Source organism: Streptomyces sp. NPDC001880 (assembly GCF_053594575.1).
Window position 1 is genome coordinate 1 of the sequence record NZ_JBSFET010000081.1, and the last position, 21,499, is coordinate 21,499.

General features: G+C 70.2%; 20 protein-coding genes and 1 pseudogene. 3 read left to right on the forward strand and 18 right to left on the reverse strand.

Going from position 1 to position 21,499, the window contains the following annotated elements; translation table 11 throughout:
• Window positions 1-153 precede the first annotated feature (153 nt).
• Window positions 154-417, reverse strand: a pseudogene (locus ACWCQ6_RS28890) (ABC transporter ATP-binding protein); the annotation flags it as partial.
• Between the two features lie 143 nt (window positions 418-560).
• On the opposite strand from ACWCQ6_RS28890, the gene ACWCQ6_RS28895 reads away from it, so the two are divergent.
• Window positions 561-1,127, forward strand: a complete 567-nt coding sequence (locus ACWCQ6_RS28895; protein ID WP_451094101.1) for a GNAT family N-acetyltransferase — start codon at window positions 561-563, stop codon at window positions 1,125-1,127.
• Here ACWCQ6_RS28895 and ACWCQ6_RS28900 read toward each other — a convergent pair.
• From ACWCQ6_RS28900 to ACWCQ6_RS28935, 8 genes are all read right to left on the reverse strand, one after another.
• Window positions 1,119-2,687, reverse strand: a complete 1,569-nt coding sequence (locus ACWCQ6_RS28900; protein WP_451094103.1) for a type VI secretion protein — start codon at window positions 2,685-2,687, stop codon at window positions 1,119-1,121. The two genes, ACWCQ6_RS28895 and ACWCQ6_RS28900, sit on opposite strands and share 9 nt — an antisense overlap.
• Before the next feature lies 1 nt (window position 2,688).
• Entirely contained in the window at window positions 2,689-4,107 is a 1,419-nt protein-coding gene (locus tag ACWCQ6_RS28905; RefSeq protein ID WP_451094105.1) for an ATP-binding protein, read from the reverse strand.
• 90 nt (window positions 4,108-4,197) lie between these two features.
• The gene (locus tag ACWCQ6_RS28910; protein ID WP_451094107.1) at window positions 4,198-5,748 is read right to left on the reverse strand and encodes an SCO6880 family protein; all 1,551 of its coding nucleotides are present in this window, start codon (window positions 5,746-5,748) and stop codon (window positions 4,198-4,200) included.
• A complete protein-coding gene (locus ACWCQ6_RS28915) occupies window positions 5,745-7,106 on the reverse strand; it encodes a hypothetical protein (RefSeq protein ID WP_451094109.1) in 1,362 nt (453 codons plus the stop codon). Before ACWCQ6_RS28915 ends, ACWCQ6_RS28910 begins: the two co-directional genes overlap by 4 nt.
• Complete coding sequence (locus ACWCQ6_RS28920) at window positions 7,096-7,968, reverse strand: hypothetical protein (RefSeq protein WP_451094111.1); 873 nt, start codon at window positions 7,966-7,968, stop codon at window positions 7,096-7,098. The genes ACWCQ6_RS28915 and ACWCQ6_RS28920 overlap by 11 nt, the downstream gene beginning before the upstream one ends.
• A 179-nt stretch (window positions 7,969-8,147) precedes the next feature.
• Window positions 8,148-8,456 (reverse strand): hypothetical protein, encoded by a 309-nt coding sequence (locus ACWCQ6_RS28925; RefSeq protein ID WP_018101695.1) that lies wholly within the window; start codon window positions 8,454-8,456, stop codon window positions 8,148-8,150.
• Between the two features lie 303 nt (window positions 8,457-8,759).
• Window positions 8,760-9,386, reverse strand: coding sequence for a DUF402 domain-containing protein (locus ACWCQ6_RS28930; RefSeq protein ID WP_451094113.1), 627 nt, complete (start codon window positions 9,384-9,386; stop codon window positions 8,760-8,762).
• A gap of 92 nt (window positions 9,387-9,478) precedes the next feature.
• A complete protein-coding gene (locus ACWCQ6_RS28935) occupies window positions 9,479-9,913 on the reverse strand; it encodes a DUF6892 domain-containing protein (RefSeq protein WP_451094115.1) in 435 nt (144 codons plus the stop codon).
• Window positions 9,914-9,984: 71 nt separating this feature from the next.
• On the opposite strand from ACWCQ6_RS28935, the gene ACWCQ6_RS28940 reads away from it, so the two are divergent.
• The gene (locus ACWCQ6_RS28940; protein WP_451094117.1) at window positions 9,985-14,076 is read left to right on the forward strand and encodes a hypothetical protein; all 4,092 of its coding nucleotides are present in this window, start codon (window positions 9,985-9,987) and stop codon (window positions 14,074-14,076) included.
• Between the two features lie 10 nt (window positions 14,077-14,086).
• Here ACWCQ6_RS28940 and ACWCQ6_RS28945 read toward each other — a convergent pair whose 3' ends face one another.
• The 4 genes from ACWCQ6_RS28945 to ACWCQ6_RS28960 are packed head-to-tail and all read right to left on the reverse strand — an operon-like array spanning window position 14,087 to window position 15,601.
• Window positions 14,087-14,320 carry a DUF397 domain-containing protein gene (locus ACWCQ6_RS28945; RefSeq protein WP_451094119.1) on the reverse strand — a complete coding sequence of 78 codons (234 nt, stop codon included), beginning with the start codon at window positions 14,318-14,320 and terminating at the stop codon, window positions 14,087-14,089.
• Window positions 14,313-14,504: a DUF397 domain-containing protein gene (locus ACWCQ6_RS28950; RefSeq protein WP_451094121.1), complete on the reverse strand. Its 192-nt coding sequence runs from the start codon at window positions 14,502-14,504 to the stop codon at window positions 14,313-14,315. Before ACWCQ6_RS28950 ends, ACWCQ6_RS28945 begins: the two co-directional genes overlap by 8 nt.
• Before the next feature lie 11 nt (window positions 14,505-14,515).
• The gene (locus tag ACWCQ6_RS28955; RefSeq protein ID WP_451094123.1) at window positions 14,516-14,737 is read right to left on the reverse strand and encodes a DUF397 domain-containing protein; all 222 of its coding nucleotides are present in this window, start codon (window positions 14,735-14,737) and stop codon (window positions 14,516-14,518) included.
• A gap of 12 nt (window positions 14,738-14,749) precedes the next feature.
• Window positions 14,750-15,601 carry a helix-turn-helix domain-containing protein gene (locus tag ACWCQ6_RS28960; RefSeq protein ID WP_451094125.1) on the reverse strand — a complete coding sequence of 284 codons (852 nt, stop codon included), beginning with the start codon at window positions 15,599-15,601 and terminating at the stop codon, window positions 14,750-14,752.
• Between the two features lie 209 nt (window positions 15,602-15,810).
• Here ACWCQ6_RS28960 and ACWCQ6_RS28965 point away from each other — a divergent pair, with 209 nt between their 5' ends.
• A complete protein-coding gene (locus tag ACWCQ6_RS28965; protein WP_451094127.1) occupies window positions 15,811-16,245 on the forward strand; it encodes an ATP-binding protein in 435 nt (144 codons plus the stop codon).
• Window positions 16,246-16,463: 218 nt separating this feature from the next.
• Here the strand turns inward: ACWCQ6_RS28965 and ACWCQ6_RS28970 are convergent, their stop codons facing one another.
• The 5 genes from ACWCQ6_RS28970 to ACWCQ6_RS28990 all read right to left on the reverse strand — a co-directional run bounded on the left by ACWCQ6_RS28970 (window position 16,464) and on the right by ACWCQ6_RS28990 (window position 21,362).
• Window positions 16,464-16,934 carry a hypothetical protein gene (locus tag ACWCQ6_RS28970; RefSeq protein WP_451094129.1) on the reverse strand — a complete coding sequence of 157 codons (471 nt, stop codon included), beginning with the start codon at window positions 16,932-16,934 and terminating at the stop codon, window positions 16,464-16,466.
• A 382-nt stretch (window positions 16,935-17,316) separates the two neighbouring features.
• Window positions 17,317-18,558: a DUF4185 domain-containing protein gene (locus ACWCQ6_RS28975; protein WP_451094131.1), complete on the reverse strand. Its 1,242-nt coding sequence runs from the start codon at window positions 18,556-18,558 to the stop codon at window positions 17,317-17,319.
• A 76-nt stretch (window positions 18,559-18,634) separates the two neighbouring features.
• Complete coding sequence (locus tag ACWCQ6_RS28980; RefSeq protein ID WP_451094145.1) at window positions 18,635-19,624, reverse strand: alpha/beta hydrolase; 990 nt, start codon at window positions 19,622-19,624, stop codon at window positions 18,635-18,637.
• A 167-nt stretch (window positions 19,625-19,791) separates the two neighbouring features.
• Window positions 19,792-20,814, reverse strand: coding sequence for an LGFP repeat-containing protein (locus ACWCQ6_RS28985; protein WP_451094133.1), 1,023 nt, complete (start codon window positions 20,812-20,814; stop codon window positions 19,792-19,794).
• Window positions 20,815-20,888: 74 nt separating this feature from the next.
• Complete coding sequence (locus ACWCQ6_RS28990) at window positions 20,889-21,362, reverse strand: RICIN domain-containing protein (protein ID WP_451094135.1); 474 nt, start codon at window positions 21,360-21,362, stop codon at window positions 20,889-20,891.
• Window positions 21,363-21,499: the final 137 nt, after the last annotated feature.

Sequence of the window (21,499 nt, forward strand, 5' to 3'; positions counted from 1 at the left end):
CTGCAGGGGGGACCCTGTGGGAGAGTAGGACGCCGCCGAACTCCTTTTGTGGGAGAGCCCCGTGCCCTTGTGGCACGGGGCTTTTCTGCGTTCACGGGATACTTGCCGATGTATACCGGAACCCATCGGCTTTTAAGAGCCCGGAACGGGCCGCCCTGCCAGATCGAGTACGTGCTCGACGTGGCCGCGCGGGATGCCGTGGGTGTGGGCCAGCGCCATGAGGTGGTTGAAGGCGGTGCGGCCGGGGTGGACGGAGCGGGCCTCCAGGAGCGCGCCGACCTCGGTGAGCGGTGCGTTGTGGGCGGTGTACGCCCGTCCGCCGATCGTGGAGCGGCCCAGGGGTGGGGGCCGTCCAGGCCCGTCCTGGACGACGGTGTTGTCCCCGTACTTCTTGGTGAGTTCGTATGCCTTGATTATGCTGTCGACGCTACGGAGCGGGCCCCGCGGCCGGCGTCGGACCCGGGATGGGACATGGGGGTGCGCGTAGTACCGGGGTACGACGTCACGCGGTACGGGAAATGGTGTTGGCGCAGGTCGGTCGGCAGGGGCAGGATCGATGGATGGAACATGTGATTCGAGCCGTGCGCGCCGACGAGTGGCCCCTGGTCAAGGAGTTGCGGCTTGCCGCGCTGCGGGATCCGGTCGCGCCCGTGGCCTTTCTGGAGACGTACGAGCAGAGTGCGGCCCACTCCGACGCGTTCTGGCAGGACCGGGCGCTCGGTGCGTCCGAGGCCGGGAGCGGTGACGTGCGGCAGTTCGTCGCCGTCGCGCCGGACGGGCGGTGGGACGGCAGCGTCACCGTACTGATCGAGCGGCCGGACGCGGAGGCGCGGTTCGGGGAGGCCGCAGGCGTCCACCAGGCGCATGTGGTCGGTGTGTACGTACGGCCCGAGGCGCGGGGCGCGGGTCTGGCCGAGGAGTTGTTCCGGGCCGGGACGGAGTGGGTCTGGGCGTCGGCGGAGCCGCGGATCGAGCGGGTACGGCTGTATGTGCACGAGCACAACGCGCGGGCGACGGCGTTCTACCGGCGGATCGGGTTCGTGGCGACCGGGGCCTCGGTGCCCATGCCGCGCGACCCGTCCGCGCGGGAGATCGAGTACGCGGTGGAGCGCGTGCCGTCAGGGTGAGGTGGTGAGTTCCTGGGCCCAGCGGGCGCGGGCCTGCTCCTGGGAGCGGAGGAGTGCGAGGGCCGGCAGTCCCGTGTCCTGGCCGGTCGCCAGCAGTTCGGGGAGCCGGGGGAGGGGGGCCACTGCTGCGATGTCGTCGAGCACCAGCGTCATTGGTGGGTCGAGCCGACCGTCGGATGACCGTGCGGCCATGCGGCGGCCGTGCTCGACCACGTGTGAGGCGAGGGCCGTGAGCAGGGGCATTGCTCCTGGTCCTGAGCGGGGGTCCTCGATCGGTTCACCCACCACGTAGAGAGTGCCCCCTTCGGCCGCGAAAGATTCCAGTGCGAGCGAATCGGCCCGGTTCGGTGTGCAGGCCTCGCGGATGTGGACCGACGACAGCGCGCCGAAGGCACGAACCGCCAACGCCTGGGCCATTTCGCGGCGTTCGGGGTGCGCGGTCAGCGCCGACTCCAGCAGGCCGGCGAGCCCGGAGGCCGCCTTCGGGTGGGTACGGAGCAGGCGCACAGGTTCGTGGGCGCTGCCGCCGAGTGCCCAGCGGTGGACCTGGCGGAAGGGGCGGCCGTCGATGGCGGCGGCGTGCAGCCAGCACTGCAGGAGCGTTTCCGCGGTGTCGGCGGTCGCCGCGTCGATACGGGCCTGCGGCCGGACCGGGGCCAGGAGCGCGGTGGAGCGGGCGGCGGCCGTGTCGGGCTGTTCGCAGCCCGCGGTGGGGGACCAGTGCAGGCGGGCCGGGGTGTCGCAGAGGTGGCCCGGGTCGTAGACAAGAACTGGGCCGAGCTTGGCGCGGGCGTCCTTCGTCTCGCCCCAGACGGTGGGGTCGGAGGTGACGACGAGCGCGGGGCCGTCGGCTTCGTGGATGGCCTGGACGACGGTGGGGCGACGCGTCGCGGCCGACCCGTAGACGACGAGGGGCGGACGGGGGGAGGGGAGCGGGGGGAGGACGGGGGCGGGGGCCCCGGCTCCGGGCTTGGAAGCGGTTTCGGAAGTGGCTTCGGTGGGGGCGGGGGTCTCGACCGATGCGTGTTCCACGGGGGCGGCCGCGGGCTCGGCGGGAGACTGTGCCTGGTGGTGGGGTTCCTGCCGTTGCCGGGACGGTACGGGAGCGCCCTCGATGCCGTCCTCGTGCCGCTGGCTCCGCTGTTGGGACCGTACGGGACTGCCCACGATGCCGTCCTCGTACCGCTGGCTCCGCTGCCGTGCCCGTACCTCCCGCCAGCGGGCCACCACGCCCAGCACGAATACCGTCAGCACCACCAGCACCATCAGTTCGCCGATGAACAGACCCCAGAAGAGCCCGTACCCGGAGAGCTCGCCTGCCGGGGTGTTCGGCCAGGCGGCCGGGAGGTCGTGCGGTGCGGTGACGAGCCGGCGCAACGACAGGGGTGTCTCGGCGAGCGTGACCCCTTCCGGCCAGGCGCCGTGCGCGAGCAGTCCGGCCAGGCCGGTGGCCGTCCACGCCAGCAGCGTCAGCCCGAGCAGGAAGGCCAGCAGCCCGATCAGCAGGCCGTCCGGGATGCCGCCGCTGCCGCCGGTACGTTCCTCAGCGCGCCCCGCCATGTCATGCCACCGTTGACTCGGACGACTCGTTCAGCCGTTGTTGGTGCTCGATCCGTGCCGCGCGCTCCTCCGCCTCCAGGTCCGCGGCGCGTACGTCGTCGGGGAGGGGCTCGGCGGTGGAGGACTCGGTCATCGCGCGGTCGGTGAAGACCAGGGGGCGTTCCGCCTCGGTGATCAGGTGTTTGACCACCTGGACGTTGCCGTTGACGTCCCAGACCGCGATGCCCGGGGTGAGGGTCGGGATGATCTCGACCGCCCATCGGGGCAGGCCGAGCACACGCCCCGTCGCTCTGGCCTCGTCGGCTTTCTGGGCGTAGATCGTGCGGGTCGACGCCATCTTGAGGATCGCTGCGGCCTCGCGGGCCGCCGCTCCGTCGACGACATCGCTGAGGTGGTGGACGACGGCCACGAACGACAGACCGAGCCGCCGCCCGAACTTCAGCAGGCGCTGGAAGAGCTGAGCAACGAAGGGCGAGTTGATGATGTGCCAGGCCTCTTCCACCAGGAAGATGCGCTTCTTCCGGTCGGGCCTGATCCAGGTGTGCTCCAGCCAGACGCCGACGATCGCCATCAGGATCGGCATCGCGATCGAGTTCCGGTCGATGTGCGAGAGGTCGAAGACGATCAGCGGGGCGTCGAGGTCGATGCCGACGCTGGTCGGTCCGTCGAACATGCCGCGCAGATCACCGTCGACCAGCCGGTCCAGGACGAGGGCGACATCCAGGCCCCAGGCCCGTACATCGTCTATGTCGACGTTCATCGCCTCGGCGGACTCGGGCTCCGGGTGGCGGAGCTGGTCGACGATGTCGGTCAGGACCGGCTGCCGGTCGGTGATCGTCTCGTTGACGTACGCGTGGGCGACCTTCAGCGCGAAGCCGGACCGCTCGTCCAGGCCGTGCCCCATCGCGACCTCGATGATCGTGCGGAGCAGGGCGAGCTGGCCGGTGGTGGTGATCGAGGGGTCGAGCGGGTTGAGCCGGATGCCGCCGTTGAGAGCGGCGGTCGGGTCGAGGCGGATCGGGGTGAGGCCGAGCTCCTGGGCGATGAGGTTCCACTCGCCGACGCCGTCCTCGCCCTGGGCGTCCAGGACGACGACCTGGCGGTCGCGGAAGCGGAGCTGGCGGAGCACGTATGTCTTCTCCAGCGCGGACTTGCCGTTGCCGGACTCGCCGAGCACCAGCCAGTGCGGGGCGGGCAGTTGCTGTCCGTACAGCTGGAAGGGGTCGTAGATGTAGCCCTTGCCGGAGTAGACCTCGCGGCCGATGATCACACCGGAGTCGCCGAGGCCGGGGGCGGCGGTGGGCAGATAGACGGCCTGGGCCTGTCCCGTGGACGTGCGGACGGGCAGCCTGGTCGTCTCCACCTTCCCGAAGAGGAAGGCGGTGAAGGCGTCCGACAGCGCGGACAGCGGATCTCGCATGGCGTGACCGACCTCCCTTTCGGCTCTCTCGGTTGTCTCGGGTGACTCTGGTGACTCGGGTGTTGCAGCTGCTGGTGCTGTGCGGCGGGGCTAGCGGCGGATGCCGGTGGCGAACGGCAGGGTGTTCACGAAGGCGCGGTGGTGCTCGCGGTCGCACCACTCCAGCTTGAGATACGACTTGCCGGCCGAGGCCCGGATCGTCCGCTTGTCGCGGGCCAGGGCCTCCGGCGAGCGCGACGACACGGTGATGTACCCCACGAGATTCACGCCCGCCGCGCCGCTCGCGAGATCTTCACCCCGCTGGTCGAGCCGGCCGTGCGCGGCGATGTCGCGCGGGTCGACGGTGCGGTTCATCTTGGCCTGACGGCTGGCTTCCGCCTCGTCGTTCGTCTTCTCGGTGAGCATCCGCTCGATGGCGACCTCGGTGGGTTCGAGGTCCATGCAGACCGCGACCGTACGGATCACATCGGGCGTGTGGACGAGGAGCGGGGCCAGGAAGTTGACGCCGACGGGGGTCATCGGCCATTCCTTCACCCAGGCCGTGGAGTGGCACCAGGGCGCGCGGGTGACCGATTCGCGGGTCTTGGCCTGGAGGAACGTGGGCTCGACCGCGTCCAGTTCGGCCGGCCAGGCGTTGCGCTTGGTCATGGCCTGGATGTGGTCGATGGGGTGGTCGGGGTCGTACATCGAGTGCACGAGGGAGGCGAGCCGGCTCTGGCCGAGCGGCTGACGGACCCGGATGTCGGCCTCGGCGAGGCGGGCGCAGATGTCGGTGAGCTCGCGTGCCATGACGACGGCGAGGCCCGCGTCCCGGTCGAGCCTGCGGCCGGTCTGGGGGCGGGCGGCGCGGGCCATGGCGTTGGCCTCGGCGGCCAGTTCGCGGGTGTAGTGCATGCAGGCCACGAGGTAGGCGCGGTGCTGCTCGCTGGAGGTGGAGACCATGGACTGGAGCTGGTCGTAGGAATCCTGGAGCCAGCCCGGGGACGTCTTGTCACCGCGCTGGGCGACGTCCTTGGCGTGCGCGTCGGGGTCGGCGGGCAGGGTGCGGGCCAGCATCTGAATGCGGGTCACGAAGCCGTCCCCGTTGGCGACGTGCTTCAGCAGGGTGCCGAACCGGTCGACGAGGGCTTCCTGGTCCTCGCTGTCGCGCAGTCCGACGCCGGGGCCCTCGATCTCGATCGCGGCGGTGACGGTGCGGCGGTCGGCGTGCAGGAGCACGGCGATCTCGTCCGGGCCGAAGGGGGCGGCGAGCCAGCTGATCCGGCCGATGCCGGGGGGCGGTCCGATCTCGACCTCGCGTCCGTCGCCGCTGACGCCCGCCTCCATGGCGCCGGAGCGGTAGGTCGTACCGCGGCGCAGGGAGCGCTTGTAGCTGCGGTTGATCTCGAACCACTTGTAGAAGGTGCGGTGCTTGTACGGGAGGTACACGATCGCCAGGGCGAGCAGGGGGAAGCCCGTGAGCAGCACGATCCGCAGGGACAGGATCTGGACGATCAGGCCGCTCATCATGCCGAGGAACGCGCCGGCGATGATCAGGGCGATTTCGCCGGTCTCGCGGTTCTTGCCGACGATCGCGTTCGGCCGGGCGCGGCCGATGAGATACGTACGGCGGGGCGCGATCGTGTGGGACGGAGTTGTCAACGCACTCCACCTCCCGTGCTGTTGTTACCTGAACTGCCTGATCCGCCACCTCGGTGGGAGCGGCTGCCGTGCGGGGTTCCGGAGGCCGGCCCCGATCCGCTGCGCGGCGGAGGTGCGGTGGGGGGGACAGATCCGCCGCCGGCTCCGCTCCCGCGGGAGCTGTGCGCGGCGACACCGCCGCTGACCGCGTTGGCGGGCCGGCCACCACCGCCACCGCCGCTGTCGCCGCCGTTCTGGCCGCTGCGGCTGCTGTGGGTCTTGATGCCCTGGGAGACCAGGGCGGCGGGGGAGCTGATCATTGCGGCGGCCTGGGAGCCGTCGGTGGCCTGCTTGCGGTTGGTACGGGCGCCCTGGATCTCGTCGCCGAAGCCGGGGACGAACCGGTAGATCATCGCGGAGGCGAAGATTGCCAGCAGGATGATGGCGAGGCCGGACACGACGGCGGAGAAGGCGTTCGGCCCTTCGTTCTGGGAGAGCGCACCGGCCAGCCCGAGCACGACGACGATGACCGGCTTCACCATGATCACCGCGATCATGATGCCCGCCCAGCGCCGGACGTGGCCCCACATGTTCTTGTCGACGAGCCCCGCGTAGACGACGGTGCCGAGCAGGGCGCCGACGTAGAGCAGGGCGGCCCGGATGACGAGCTCCAGCCAGAGGACGCCCGCGGCGAGGATCGACACGAGCGAGACGACGATCAGCATGATCGGCCCGCCGCCGATGTCGGAGCCCTTCTTGAGGGCTTCGGCGAACGACCCGAAGAAGACATCGCTCTGCCCGCCCGAGGAGGTGGCGATGACTTCGGTGACGCCGTCGGTCGCGGAGACGACCGTGTAGAGGATCAGCGGGGTGAACGCGGAGGCGAGGACCGTCAGCCAGAGGAACCCGATGGCCTCGGAGATCGCGGTGGTCAGCGGCACGCCTCGGATCGCCCGCTTGGCCACGGCGAGCAGCCACAGGACGAGCGTCAGGACGGTGGAGGCCGCGAAGACGATCGCGTACTGCTGGAGGAACTTGGTGTTCGTGAAGTCGACGTCGGCGGTGCTCTTCACCGCCTCGCTGAGCTTGCCGACGATCCACGCGGCGGCGTCGGCGCAGCCGCGGGCGAGGGAGGTAAGGGGGTCCTGGGAGTTGTCGAGGGTGGAAGGCAGGTCGTTCGTGGAGGTGCCGGATTCGCCTCTTTCGCAGTAGTCCTTGGCGGGGCCGCGGATGAGGTCGCACGCATCGCTGCTACCGCTGGGTGACGGGCTCGGAGAGGGCTCAGCGAATGCGCGGCTGGCCAGCAGTACGAGAGTGACCTGCAGGCTGGCTGTTGCTGCCGTGAGCGAAAGGGCTCGGCTGGATCGTTTACCGGGCATATGTGAACCCTCCGAACTGTTCCACGGCGTTGGCCATGTCCTCCGCGGAGGAAGCAGCCTGGTCACGGCCGACGGGGGTGGGGCCGTCCTTCTGCGTGAAGTCGGTGACCTTCCAGTCTCCGTCGATCCACGCCAGTTCGAACGTGTTGGTGAACCAGCTCTCGGAGACGGGGTTCTTGGAACCTTCGCCGGCCAGCCCGAACAGAGCCGAGTACCAAACGGAAATGCTTGCGGAGTCGCCGTTGAACTTCACGACCTTGGTGCCGACCGGGTTGGAGCGCGAGATGAAGGTGAGTCCAGCCGGCGTTGTGCCATCAGCGTTCAGCCCGATGCTGGTCAGGAAATCCTGACCGGAGTACACCCTGTCCAGGTCGCCCTGGCGAGCGGCAGCGACCTTAGGGGCGTATACGGCGGTAACGACCGCGCGGCGACGGTTTTTGTCGAACATGTCGGTCGAGCCGAGTGCTACGGCGTAGTTCGCCGCCGCACTCTGCGCCCCCTGCTCGTCATGGGCGAACCCCGACGGGATCGACCCGTTCTTCCCCGTCACCGGCTTCGTCCCCGTAGCCGCCGTGGACGACGACTCCGGCTTGTTCCCCCCGTTCCCCGAACCGTCGCCGTCGTTGCCGGCGCCTCCGCCCATGTTCGCGAACGCGATAGCCGCGATCAGGAGGACGACCACACCGACCACCGTGACCAGGGAGCGAGGTCTACGGGCAGGGCGGCGGGGGGCGCCGTAGCCGTCGCCGCCCTCGCTGTCGGGAAGGCGGGTACGGGTCTGGCGCGTACCGCCGATGGTGCTGTATGCATCGTCGTTACGGCCTGAGTCGTTGCCGTAGCCGTTCTCGTCGCCGAGGCTCATGCCGCGTACGCCCCCTCAACCGTTGACTGAACCGGGTAGTACGACGGTAGCCGTGCGGGCTTCCGCGCGGACGCGGTGTGGTGACTCGACATCAGGGAGACGCAACCTCTGCCGGTGGGCACGACGGACGGATGGTGTGGGAGTGGGCGGGACTGCCCCTGGCGTGGAATGACAGTCGGTCAGACGGCCATTCCGTAGACGATGGTGAACAGGGTTCCAAGAGATCCGATGATGAACACACCGGTCAGACCGGCAACGATCAGCCCCTTGCCCTGCTCGGCGCTGAACGTGTCGCGCAGGGCCGTCGCGCCGATGCGCTGCTTTGCCGCACCCCAGACCGCGATGCCGAGACAGAGCAGGATGGCGATGGCCATCACCACCTCGATCATTACGCGGGCCTCGTTGCCCAAGGTCCCGAACGGGCCCCAATTCGGGGCGATTCCGCCGATGATGGTGGTGATGTCGCCCTTTTCAGCTGCCAGGATCATGTAAGTCACCGCCCCTGTTGGGTAGTTCAATGCCCCTGCCACACGACACGGGTCACTCTCTATCTTCGCTGATGAAACTGCTCTGGTACGACGGCTTGACGGCTCTCTTTACCCGGATCTCGCACATTTGGCCGGTCCGGCCACCCTGCCCCACGGATCGAAATGGTGTGTGACCGAATATGTATGGTCACTCTGTGTATCACGGGGTGTGACCCCGGGCAATGATTGCCATTCCGCCATCTTGTCCGAAAATTTTGCACATCCCCTGGTCAGCGCGCGCAACCAGGTCTGAGCAATCGGCGATCAGAGCAGTGGATGGCGGGGAACGGGCGGCCGGGGCGGCGTGGTCCAGGTGGGCGGTGGCCGGAAATCGCACCAGGTGCCGTCGAAGGGAAACGTTCCGGCCTCGGCGAGTCGGACAACCGAGGCGCCCTCGTCCCGGATCGCGGACGCCTCGTCGGCCGTCCAGTAGACGGGGTGGCCGGTTTTCTCGGCGAAGGACTCCTCGTCCTTCCACTTCCAGGTCCGGTCCGGTGCCACGTTGATGTCGAGTTCGTGGTCGGTGATGTCGATGTCGTCACCACGATGGATCCGGCGCTCCAGATTTACGTACCAGCCGCGGAACTTCCGTCCACGCCCGAAGAGCCAGAGGACGGAGTGGGCGGCGCCGGCCGGCTGGTAGAAGAGCGCGTTGCCCATCGGCCAGCGGTCGGCGACCACCGGGTAGCCGCCGACGGGGCGGTCGTCCGGGGCGATGTCCCGCAGATGTCTCCCGCGCGGAAGCTTCGTACGCCACATCGGTGTGCCGCTCTCCATCCACACCAGCTGCCCGGCGTCGGTGCGCTCGACGAGGCGTACGGGCACCGACGCACTCAGGTGGCCGCCGATGAAGAAGTTCCAGCGGAGGATCCTGCCCGGCTCGTCGTTCATGCCGTTGATCATGCCCGCGCCGCGTCGACCGGACACGTTGTCCGATGACTTGACTCGGAGTCACCACAGCCGGAGTAGAACGTGCTTGCGGCTCAGTCGGCGATGATGCCCCGGGCTTCGAGGATCTCGGCCTTGAACGGGACGCCCAGCCCGCAATTGCGGGTGCCCACGATCCGCCGCAGGTTCGGCAACAGGTCGAGGTCGTCGAGCGAGCCCACGTCGAACAGGTCGTCCTCGCCGTCCCAGACCGGGGAGCACTCGTAGTACACCCGGTGTCCGCCGTCTACGAGGAAGGTGTCCACCGTCGCGAGCAGTTCCTCGCTGATCTCCAGTGCCTCGAAGTGGGCGCGGGCCTCTTCCAGCACCGTGTAGTCGAGATCGTTGTCGAAAGCGTAGAGCTGCGCGTCGTCGATGCCCTTGGCCCGCAGGCATTCATCGATGCTGAAGGCCGGGGTGAGTGTCTTGTCCTGGTACATGAGCTTTTCGATGACCAGCAGCTTGAAGTTGAAGTCGCGGAAGGCAGGCATGGCGGGACCCTATACAGGCGCTCGGACAACTGGTCGGTTCGTTGTCAGTGCCGCCTGCCAGACTCGTACACATGACCAGCAGCACCGGAACTCCCGTTCCGCTCCCGGCCAATCACCGCATCTCCGAGACGTACGTCGACTGGGCGCGCGCCCGGGTCCCCGGTGCCGAGGCCGGTGCCCGTGATGTGCTGGAGCAGGCGGACCGCGGCCGGCACAGGGCCTGGGAGAAGCCGGGGCGGTTCGTGGACGAGGCGGGGCGCCTGGCCCGGGGGCTGCCGGCCGCCCATCTGCCATGGTTCTGGGACACCATCGGGCACTGGATGCTGGAGACGCACCGCCGTTCCGCCGCTCGCGCGTACGCGAACGCGCGAGCGGCGGAACGGACCCACGGGCTGCCTGTCGACCCCGACTGGCGGTGGGCGAACCTTCGGCTGTTCGCCCGGTTCGGCGCGCTTCCCGCCACCGAGCTCGGCGGCGCCCCGGCCTGGCTGGCCGAGGTGTTCGCGCCGGGCGACGCGCACCGCGAGTTCGTGCGGCTGCTGGCCGTCTGGGCGGCTTCGCCGGGCGAGCTCCCCGCCGATCTGGCCCGCCGGGTCCGGGATTCCGCGCGTGCGGCCGGTCTCGGCGCCGACGAGGAGGCGCGGGTGCTGGGCGAGGTGCTCGCCTCCGCCCGCGGCAAGGCCGTGCCGGACCGGCTGCTCGACGCGGCGCTCGGCCCGCTCGCCGCTCACCCGCCGGCCGACGACCGGGCCACCGCCCTGCTCGACCTGTTCCCCGAGTCGAAGAACGACGCGGCCGCCTGGCTGCGGCTGCTTCTCGGCTGCGGGGCCGCCGACGCCGCCGCGACCGGCCGGATCACCCCGGAGGGCGGCCTCGGCGAGTGGCTGCGGCGGTACGCCACGCAGTACTCCCACCGCAGGTCCGGCGGTGGGGTGTGCCGCCAGGCCATGCCCGCCGAGCTGTTCGACCTGGTGGCCCGGTTCGCGCCGCTGTTGAAGGAGGACGGCACCCCGGTCCGGCTCCACGAGGACCGCTACCGGTGGCCGCATCTGGACGCCGACCTGCTCGACGTCTGCCTCGCCGAGGGGATCCCCGTCCACGATCCCGGCCCCACCATCTCCCTGGAGTTCTGGGACAAGGAAGCGCGGCGCGACCTCAGGGCCCTCGCCGCCGACCCCGTGTTCGGCTCCCGGCTCGAAGGTACGGTGCACGCCGGGCTCCGGTCCCAGGGAGGTTCCGCCATCAGCCGGCTTCCGCACAATCCCGGCATCGCGGCCGAGGTGCACGGCCGGATCGAGAAGCTGCTCGACGGGCTGCGCGGCGGCGGGCTCGCCGCCGCCGACGAGGCCGTCGAGGAGCTGCACGGCCTCCTCGACCGGCCCACCGCCACGGCCCTGGACGGCATCGAGGAGGCTCTCGAAGCCCTGGACCTCACCGGCCCGCTGGCCCGTGCCCTGCGTTCCGGCCTGCCCGAGGAGCTGGGCTGGACCGCGCTGGAGGAGGCCCTCGCCGAATTCCGGCCGGACGAGACGGTGCACACCACCTGCACCTGGCCGGTGCTCACGGTGTACGGGGAGACCCGCGCGTTCGCCGTCGACCACGAAGGCCGGCGCGGCGAGCACACCCTGGAGCTGCCGGACGGCGCAGGCCATCCCACGGTGCACTGGGTCGGAGGCCAGTTCCTCGTCGCCTGGACCGGCTCGGGCGACGAGAACGGGGTCAGCACGGCGTACTGGTCCAACAGCCCCGCCGACACGTTCGAACCGGAGCAGTCCTACGGGCTGCGCCCCTACGGCGGCAGCATCCAGGGCGGCCTCGGCTACCAGTTCCAGACCTCGGACGGCGGCGGCCGGTTCGACGGCGAGCGCGTCCTGCGCCCCGGCGACACCGCGGGCATCGGCCACCGCGACTACCAGATGTACGACGGCCGGGACTTCTGGAGCACCGCGGTGTTCAGCGAGGACCACGGCAGGGGATGGGCCCGCCTGGACCCCGCCACCGGTGTGCCCACCGCCGACCGCACCCTGCCCGACTTCCACCGCCCCGACTCGTTCCCGGACGGCACCAGGCCCTTCCCCGACCACCGCATCCTCGCCGAACTGCCGCCCGGCGCCCCGCCGTCCCCGCTCGGCCAGGACGGCCGCCTCACCGGCTGCCGGGTCAACTACCGCACCCCGTACGCCGGTCCCTCGCCCCGCGAGTTCGTACTGGAGTCCGCCGACGGCCGTACCGCCTCCTACCGCACCACCATCTGGGGCCGCCGCCCGTGGGGCATCCTCGCCCTCCCCGCCGGTGGCGAGGACGCCGTCGTGGTCGGCAGCACCACCGTCCGCTGCCATGCCGCCGAGGACAACTCACTGCTCTGGCAGGTCCGGGGCTTCCCCGGCAGCCGCCACCGCGGCCCCGTCCGGGCCACCCTCGGCGAGCAGGCCGGGCCCGTACCGCCGCCCGCCTTCTGGCACTTCCTCACCCCGCGCGACGAGCCCTCCTCCCGCGCTCTGCGCGCGGTCACCGACGAGGCCGTCCGCGAGCTGCTGCGTTCCGGCGCCGAGTACGGACTGCCCGGGGTGACCGACCCCCGGATCCGGCAGGGTGTCGCACGCGCCGTCCGGCTCGCCGCCGATGTGCTGCGCCGCCGCCGGGAGCTGTCGCACCGGGTGGCCGTCATGCGCTCCGGCCCGGTCGTCGAGCTGCCCGACCCGGTGCCCGACACCCGGCTCGTCCCGGCCCTGCACGGCCTGCTGGCCCGGCTGCGGGGGTACGAGCAGCGGGCGCCGCAGCCGCAGCCGGCCCTGCTCACCGCGGTCGCCGCCGACGGCCGGTATCTGCGCGGCGAGATCGACGACGAGGTGCGGGTGCTGGCCCTGCCCGCGCCCCCGGCCGAGTGGGCGGTGCTGACCGGCCGGACCGACGTCGTGGCCTGGCGAGCCGTCGTCGCCGCCACCCCGGACGGGCACCGGCAGGCACTGACCGCGCTGCTCGACGTGTGGAGCCGTCAGCCGTTCGCGGAACGGGGCACCACCTGGCGCACCGGCCGCGCCCCCGAGCCCGGGACCGCCGAACTGCGCGAGGCCGGGGTGCCGGTGGCCTCCGGCCCGGTCCGCAGCAGCCTCGTGCCCTTCCTCCAACGGGCCGCCGACCCGGCGCCCGCCGGTGCCGAGGAATGCGAGATCCGCACCGTCGCGGGCGACGACACCACCCGGATCCCCCGCCTGCTCGCCCTGCTCGCCGAACACGGCCCGCTGCAGGTGCCCGAGGAAGCCGTGGACCTGTTCCGGTGGCGCACGGGGGTGCCGCGCGCGATCGCCGCCCTGGTCCTCGACGGCTTCGCCGGCAGCGACGACTACGCGGCACACCTGAAGCTGTGCCGCGCCAAGCCGTACAGGGCCGACCGGACCACCGTGCACGCGTACGACGAGATGAAGGTGCGTCTCGGCCTCGCCGGCCTGCACGCCGTGCTCTCCGCCGCAGTCCCCGCCGACCCGGCGGAGCTATGGGCCCCCGGGGGCATGACTGCCGCGGCGGACCGGATGGCCGCCGAATGGTCCGAACGGCTCGGGGCCACCCCGTACGCCGACGACGGCAGCCATGCCGCCGCGCTGGCCAGGGACCACGGCCTGCCCGAGACCTGGGCCACCGCCCTGCTCACCGGACGCCTGGCGGAAGCACCGCTGGACGCCGAGGGGATACGGTCCGCGGTCACCGCCCTCACCTGGGTGTTCACCGAGCGACCGGTGGGCGACCCGGCCGCGGAGAGTGCCCGTCGGCTGCTCGACCAGCTCACGGACATACCCGCCGATCAGCTCGCCGCGCTGCGCGCCCTGGCGGACCGCTCGGCGGACACCCCGGTCCCACCGGGCCAGTACGAGACCAACCCGCTCTTCAGCGCCCCGGCCCTGGTGGACGAGGTGGCGGCATCCCTCGGCGTCGGCCGCGACGCGGCGGCCCTCCACCTCCAGCTGCACGCCCTCGACCGCCCGGCCGACCGCACCGTACGCCGCTGGAACACCTGGACCCTCGGCCACCACCGCGCCGTCCGCAAGGAACTCACCGCGGCGAAGGCCCCGCGCCCCGCGCCGACGCCTCCGGCTGACGTGCCTCGGCCCGCGCACGAACGGTTCGCCCGGGCCTGGGCGGACGCCGGTTCTCCATCTCGGTTGTGAGGCACAGGTCCTAGTCGGCGGGTTCGGCGAAGTGGTCGAACTCGCCCGCCATGACGCCCTTGGTGAAGGCCACCCATTTCGTCCGGGTGGTTGTGACGATGTTGGTGGGATCCCCGGTCTCGCGGAGGTAGACGAATTCGTCCGGCCCAAAGGCGATCTCGATCCAGGGGCCGGGGCCCTCCGAGCCTTCGGGCGCGGCGCGGACCCAGGTGAGGTCGGTGGGGATGCCGGGGGTGTCAGTCATGGGTGCGTTCCTCCTTGATGGCGCGCACGAGGGCGGCCCAGGCGGTGGGGGTGGTGCGGAGTATTGCCCCGGTGGGGTCGCCGCTCTCGATGACGCCGACCGTGCCGGCTTCGGCTTCAGCCACGTGTATGCATGCCTCGCCCTGTGCGCAGTGGGACGACTTCTGCCATGTGACGGAGGGCATCTTCGCTTCCTTCAGGCCAGGTTGGTGGGAGTTCCGAGGCGTCGGCCAAGGCCGCGTTCCTCCTTGATGGCGCGCACGAGGGCGGCCCAGGCGGTGGGGGTGGTGCGGAGTATCGCCCCGGTGGGGTCGCCGGATTCGGTGAGGTGAACGGTGCGCGCGGGCGAGGCGGACATGTGTATGCACGCATCTCCTTCCCCGCAGTACGACGACTTCTGCCAGGGGGATGTGGGCACGGCGGTGTCCTTTCACAGTTCCTGTGCGATACGGCGGATGAAGTCCTGCGATTTCTTCGGGGTGAGCGCGACGGCTTCCATCCGGTCGAGGAGCGTGCGGTACTTCAGCAGCTGATGCTCGGCGTCCAGCAACACCGGCCCGTGGGACTGGTCGAGATGCACCGTGTCCAGCTGAGGAGTCGGGCCGAGCCCGTACGCGACCGATTGTCCGGATCCTGGGTAGGCGCCGGCGTCGAACGGGATCACGGAGACGGTGATGTGCGACTGGCTGCTCATCGACAAGATGTGCTCCAGCTGCTTGCGTGCTGCGTCGCGTCCGCCGAACCTCATTCGGAGAGCCGCCTCGTGTATGACGGCCGAGTATGTGACGGGAGATGCCCGGTAGATGACGTCCTGGCGCTTGATGCGGTGGGAGACGCGGTGCTCGATCTCTGGCGGAGTCAGTTGCGGTACGACCTGGCCGAACACGGCGCGGGCGTGCTCCGGGGTCTGGAGCAGCCCTGGGATGTGGCAGGTGTAGGCGGTTCGCAGGGCGACCGCGTGGTGTTCGAACTCTGCCAGGTCCAGCAGCCCTGGCGGGAGGATGCCCTGGTACTGCTCCCACCAGCCGGATGACCGCTCCATCGCCATGGCGGCCAGCGCATTGACGTACGCGTCGTCGGAGCAGGCGTAGACGTGCGCCATGGCACGCACCCGTTCGGGGCTCACGCCGAAACGGGCGGACTCCACATTGCTCAACTGTCCTGAGCTGGTTCCCACCCGTTTCGCGGCCTCGGTCGCGGTCATCCCCACCTGCTCCCTGAGCTTGCGGAGCTCAGCTCCAAGACGACTGCGACGGGCCGTGAGTGCTGGCCTCGCTGCCATCGAACTCCTCCTGATGTGGGGCTGGTCGGGCTGTCACTCACACGAGGGAATCGGCATATATTTTCTCGCGATCTGGCAAAACCTCTTTGCCGCGAGTCTAGTCTCGGTCTCAGGCCACCCGCCCGGAAGTACCCCGCTCGACGGAGCGGCCTCGTCACCGGGCAACCGGAAATCCGCGATCCAACTTCCTCCCGTGAACGGAGACTTCCATGCTTGGTTCCACCGTATCCCCGCCCTGGACATACACCCTCCAACTCCCGCAGGATCCCCGCGCCCCCGGCGTCGCCCGCGCCACCCTCCGCAACGTCCTGCGCGTGCACGGCATGCGTGAACTCACCGAGGTCGCGGAGCTGTTGGCCAGTGAGCTGGTCACCAACGCCTACCTGTACTCCTCGGGGCCGTACTCCCTGCGCCTGCGCGACGCCGGGCGCAGCCGCATCCGGCTGAGCGTCTGGGACACCGATCCGCACATCCCCGCCCCGTTCCGGTGGGGCGCCCGGACACCGGAGGAACTGGCCGAGCGGGGGCGGGGACTGTATCTCGTCACGCTCTACGCGGAGTCCTGGGGCGCGTACCCGATGCGGGGCGGACTGCCGGGGCAGGGCGGGAAGCTGCTCTGGGCCGAGTGCGCGGCCAAGGCATAGGGGTGGGTGCCGCCTGCCGGGAGTGCTGCCGGGGCCTCTGGCGCGTCTCCGGGGTCGGTCGCAGCGGTAGTGAGAGTCAGGTCGTGCTCCGGGACGCACGAGCCCGGAGGCGGTACACGGCTTGGGGCGCCACCGCGGTGATCGGTGACGCCCCGACGTGCCTGTCGACGGGTGAGGCCGTTACGTGGACGGCACCCGCTTCGCTCCCCCGGTCCTGATCAGCAGGGGCGCAGTGAATACACCGGAGCCCAGTCCGCCGTGCCGGAGCTGTATGCGGTCGAACTCCACAGCTCGTTGCCCGACTTCCCGTAGAACCGGGCGACTGTCCCCTTGGTCTGGTTGTTGATCCACGGTCCGGTCCCCCACCAGTTGGAAACGGTCCACGAGCGGCAGGTGTAGTAGTTGAAGACCGTGCCCCGGACGTCCATGCACAGATACCCGTACCGGCAGGTCAGCTGGAGCCCGGGCGTGGCCTTGGTCGCGGTGAACCCGTTGAAGTCGATGGTCGTAGCATCGATCTGACGGCCTTTGGCCGCAACGTCGGCGCCCATCACCGAAGCGACTGTGCTGCGTACCTCGGCCAGTCCGTTGTCCTGCGCTGCAGCTGGCGAGCCCGTCATGGCCAGCAGTGTGCCCACCATCAGCACGCTCGCGGCCATGGCCGTGGCAATGCGTTTCATTGTGTTCATCTGGTCTGTTCCCCCCGTGTCCTGCCCGCCCTGTGCGGGCGACGACTTGACTGCGTACAGCAGACCAGGGATTCGGTCCGGCGACCAGGCGGCATACGTGCGCACTCACGCAAATGCGCCAGTGCTGGCCAACTGCCCAATATTGATCGTCAGGTGACATGTCAGTGGCTAGATAGAGGTTGCTCCAGTTATCTGTACCGCGGCTTGCGTTTGCGTCTTGGCCAGCCCTTCGGCTCTTGCTTGCCATGCCACGTCGCGTTCGAGCGGAAGCAGGGGCCCAGTCCGGTGGCCGGGGCGGGGCAAGGCGTACGGGGCCACGGTCGGCGAACCCGTGGCCCTTCCGAAATGGCTGATTCCGGGCGCATGGTGCGAGAGGGGGATATCAGGGCTGGATGCCGTCGTACTGAAGGACGCGGTAGGGCGTCTTTCCCTGGTTGACCGACTGCCACTGCGAGGCGATCAGGGTCAGGGACGTGGCGCTCGCGCTGCCGGGGTGGATGTATCCGCCGTAGAGGAACGGCAGTTGGGGCTTGCCCCAGTGGTGCGGCGGCAGGCCGTCGCCGACGATCTGGGGCTTGGGAGCGGACCAGACGGCGTCCGGGCGGGGCGCGGTGCGGGTGCAGATCGAGTAGTCGTCCACGTCGAAGTAGCTCATGCAGTACGTGTTGCCGATCCGCTTGACGGAGAACTCCCCGATCCTGTTCCCGGACAGCATGATCGAGGGCCCCACCGCCCGCGTCCACTGCCAGCGGCCGTCCAGGAAGGCCCAGTTCTCCTGGGCCCCGAAGTTGCCCGCACGGAACTCGTCCGGCCGGATGCGGAACAGCTGGATCGCTCCGCCGTCGGCGGTGTTGGAGTGCGTGCCGTTCCAGCGCTTGGAGAAGATGTACAGCCAGCCGTCGGGGTCGATGCCCGCGTACGACCACATCCCGTACATGGACTGGTTCGTCCCCTGGGTGTCGCCGGCCCAGTGGTACGGGTAGTCCTGCCAGGTCACGCCGTAGTCGTCCGAGTACGCGACGCCCGACATCAGCGAGCCGTCGTACCCGGCGGGAATGTTCTCCCACAGGGCCACCGAGGTGTACTGGATGTAGGTGCGTCCGCCGAACTCGATGCAGTCGTTGGGGATGCGGGTGATCTCGAAGCCGTGCCCGTTGTCCGCCCGGTGCGCGTAGTCGAAGCACTGGTCGGCGGCGCCGCCGGTCGGCATCGCCCAGGAGAACGAGATCGGGGAAGCGCCGGAGGCGTCGAAGTTCGCCTGGTTCAGGATCACCGGGGAGCCGAGATAGGGGTCGGCCTGGGCGATCCCGCCGAACGCGTCGCCGAACACGTAGCCCCAGGTGTTGTCGTGCTCCCGGTAGTACGGGATCGCCAGGTCCCCCGAGCCGAGCCCCTGCGCGCTCGCCGAGTCGCCGGGCTGCTCGCACAGCGGGGTGCCGGTCTGGAGCAGTCGCGCGGTGGGGCGCCCGGCTGCGGCCTGGCCCGACCGGTCGTCGGCGGCAGCCGCACCGGGGACGGCACCCAACAGGCCGGCGCCCAGGGCGAAGCCCATGCCTGCCTTGAGCGCCGACCGGCGGGTGGCGGCCCGATGCTCCGGCTGCGAAGGCTGCGATGGGGTGGGCATGTTCGGTCCTCCGTGTGTCTTTGTGCATGGGGGTGGGGGAGGCGGGGTGAGAAGTCAGGTACGACCGCCGTCCGGGTCAGGCCTTGCGGAGGCGTCCGATGATGCCGTCGAGGTCGCGGAGGAACAGCGGTACGCGGAACTCGTGGCTGCCGGGCTCCTCGTGTGCCTCGTACGGGATGCCGGCCCTGTCGAGGAGGCCGCGGAACTCCCGCTGGCCCTGGAGCACGTTGTCCTCGCTGACCTGGCTGAACCAGGGCACGGGCTGACCGCCGGTGCCGGCGACCAGGAAGATCCGCTTGTTGCGGTAGCTCTCGATGCGCTCGACCGGGTTGTCGGCGCTGACCCGGGCCTCGTCCCAGAGCGGAGCGCCGTAGACCGTGCCGCCCGCCAGGTCCGCGGCGGCGGAGGACACATTGGCCCAGTGCGTGACCGCGCCGAGGTTGCGGCGCAGGCTGGCCGGGCCGGAGTGGGCGCTGACCGAGGCGAAGTGGCCGTAGTACTTCGCGGCGTACTTCAGCGCGCCGAAGCCGCCCATCGAGAACCCGGCGACGGCGCGGCCGTCGTACTCGGCGTACGTACGGAAGTTCGCGTCGATCCACGGGAGGAGCTGGGCGATGTGGAAGGTCTCCCAGTTCCGGGCGCCGGTGTTGGAGCTGACCGGGTTGGAGTACCAGCCGGCGTGGCCGCCGTCGGGCATCACGACGATGATCGGCTTCCCGGCTGTCCAGTCGCGGACGCCCGCGCGGTCGAACTCGATGAAGTCCGAGGTGAGACCGCCGCCGTGGAAGAGGTAGAGCACGGGGTAGGCGCGGCCGCTGGTGTCGTAGCCGTCGGGGAGCAGGACGTTGACGCCGGGGTTCCAGCCGATCGCGCTGGTTTGGAACCGGTAGTACTTCATGCGGGGATCGTTCTCGTTGCGGTCCACGATGCGCAGCCCGAAGCCGTCACCGGCGGCGCTCGCCGCCGTGGCCGTCGCGAGGACGCCACCGGCGCCGAGCGCCAGCGCGGCGGAGAGGCCGCCCGCGGCCTTCAGGACGTTCCTGCGGGTGGGACGGTGCTCGCTCAACATGACCTCCTGGTCGGAATCGGGCGCTCGGGGTCGGGCGCTCGGGGTCGGGCGCTCGGGGTCGGGCGCTCAGGGTCGGGCGCTCGGGATCGGGCGCTCGGGATCGGGAGCTCAGGGTCGGGAGCTCAGGGTCGGAAGTGCGGATCGGAAGTGGCGACGGGGTACCGCTAGTTGTCGGTGATCCAGGTGCCGCGGTCGGGGTTCCAGTGGATGGTGGCCTTCTGGAACTTCTGCGCCTTGCCGCCCGCTTCGTCGATTTCGTCGTTGAGGGGGTAGCCGAGTGCGGTTTCGTGTCCGGCGGCGTGGAAGGCGTCGTAGATGGCGCCGTGGACTGTGTGGGCTCCGGTCTGCGGTGACCAGAGGAAGAGGCCGTGTTCGAAGAACTGGTAGCGGCCCCGGGTTCCGTCGGGTGCCTGTGCCGCGTCGGCCTCGTCGGTCGTGGGGAAGCCCCAGCGGCGTTCGGCGTCGGTGTCCCAGAACTTCGTGAGGATGTCCCCGTAGATCGCGTGGGCCTCGTCGGGGTGCCAGAGGATGATCCCGTTCCGGAAGAGCTGGAACCGCCCGCCGAGCGAGGAGTTCTCCTCGGCGCGGACCGGTGGGCCGAGCGGGCCGCCTGGGCCGCCCAGGGCGGCGTACTTCGTCCCGATCGTGCCGTACGGCTGGAAGGCCTCGGCCATCAGCTCCCGGGCGTAGCCCTCCGCCTGGGGGTAGCGCTCAGGGTAGGCGGAGCGCTGGACGGCCTGGGCCAGTTCGCCCGCGGTGGCCCAGTCGGGCTCCATCTGCTGGGCGACCTCGAAGAACTTGTTCGCCGCGAAGTCGACGTCGAGGCACTGGGCGGGTTCGCACCAGCCCATCGAGGGCCGCTGCTGGAAGACACCGAGCGAATCCCGGTCCCCGCACGCCAGGTTGTTCATGCGGGACTCGACCCAGCCCGTCTCGAAGCCGGCGAGCATCACCTTGTCGGACACGCCGCGGCGCTGCCCGACCTCGTACACCTTGCGGGTCACGGCGATGTCACGGTCCGGCGGGATGTCGCAGAACAGCGTGGCCGGGGCGGTGTTGCCGAGCGGGCCGGGCACGTCGCCCCCGCCCTTGGCGAAGGCCGGGTTGCCGAGGCCGGTCACGGTCACCACGACCAGCAGGACCGCCGATCTCCACATCGCACGTCGTCGTTCGGTCGAGCCACGCACCTGACTGCTCCTTCGCGTCGGAATAGCCTTGTGGGATGGGGGGGTAGGGAGCCCGCTCAGCGGTGAAGCGGGTGTCAGAACCAGCTCTGGTACGGGGTGTCGTTGCAGGGCCAGGTGCGGAGGCCCAGGGAGCTGTCGTCGATGCACCGCAGGGTCGCCTGGTTCTGGAAGCGGACGGTGCCGTCGTCCCAGACCTTGATCCACCAGCTCTGTTCCGGGCTGGAGCTGCAGGTGTCGACGGTGCGGAACCCGTTGTCGCTGTCCTCGATGCAGCGGTTCGTGTTGACGTTGCGCAGCTGGCGCGTTCCGTCGCCCCAGACCTTCACGTCCCACAGCTGTGGATTGCTTCCGTTGCAGCTCCAGGTACGGAAGCCGTTGTCGGTGTCGTCCATGCAACGGCCCGTGGCCTGATTGCGGAAGCTCTGGGTGGCATCGGCGACCCGCACGGGGGACGCGGAGCCGTTATCGGCGGCCAGGGCACCGGGCGGCGCGGCCAGGGAGGCGAGGACGAAGACCCCGCCGAGCAGGAGCGAGCGCGTGCCGCGCATGGGCTGGTCCCTCTTCTTCTGCGGTGGCTGTGGGTCCGCAAGGTAGCCGCCGGGCCGTCGGGCAGGACATCCGGAACGATCCGGAGTGACAGCCCGCGACGCGAACACCGACACTTGGCGAGCGGGTGCGAACACCG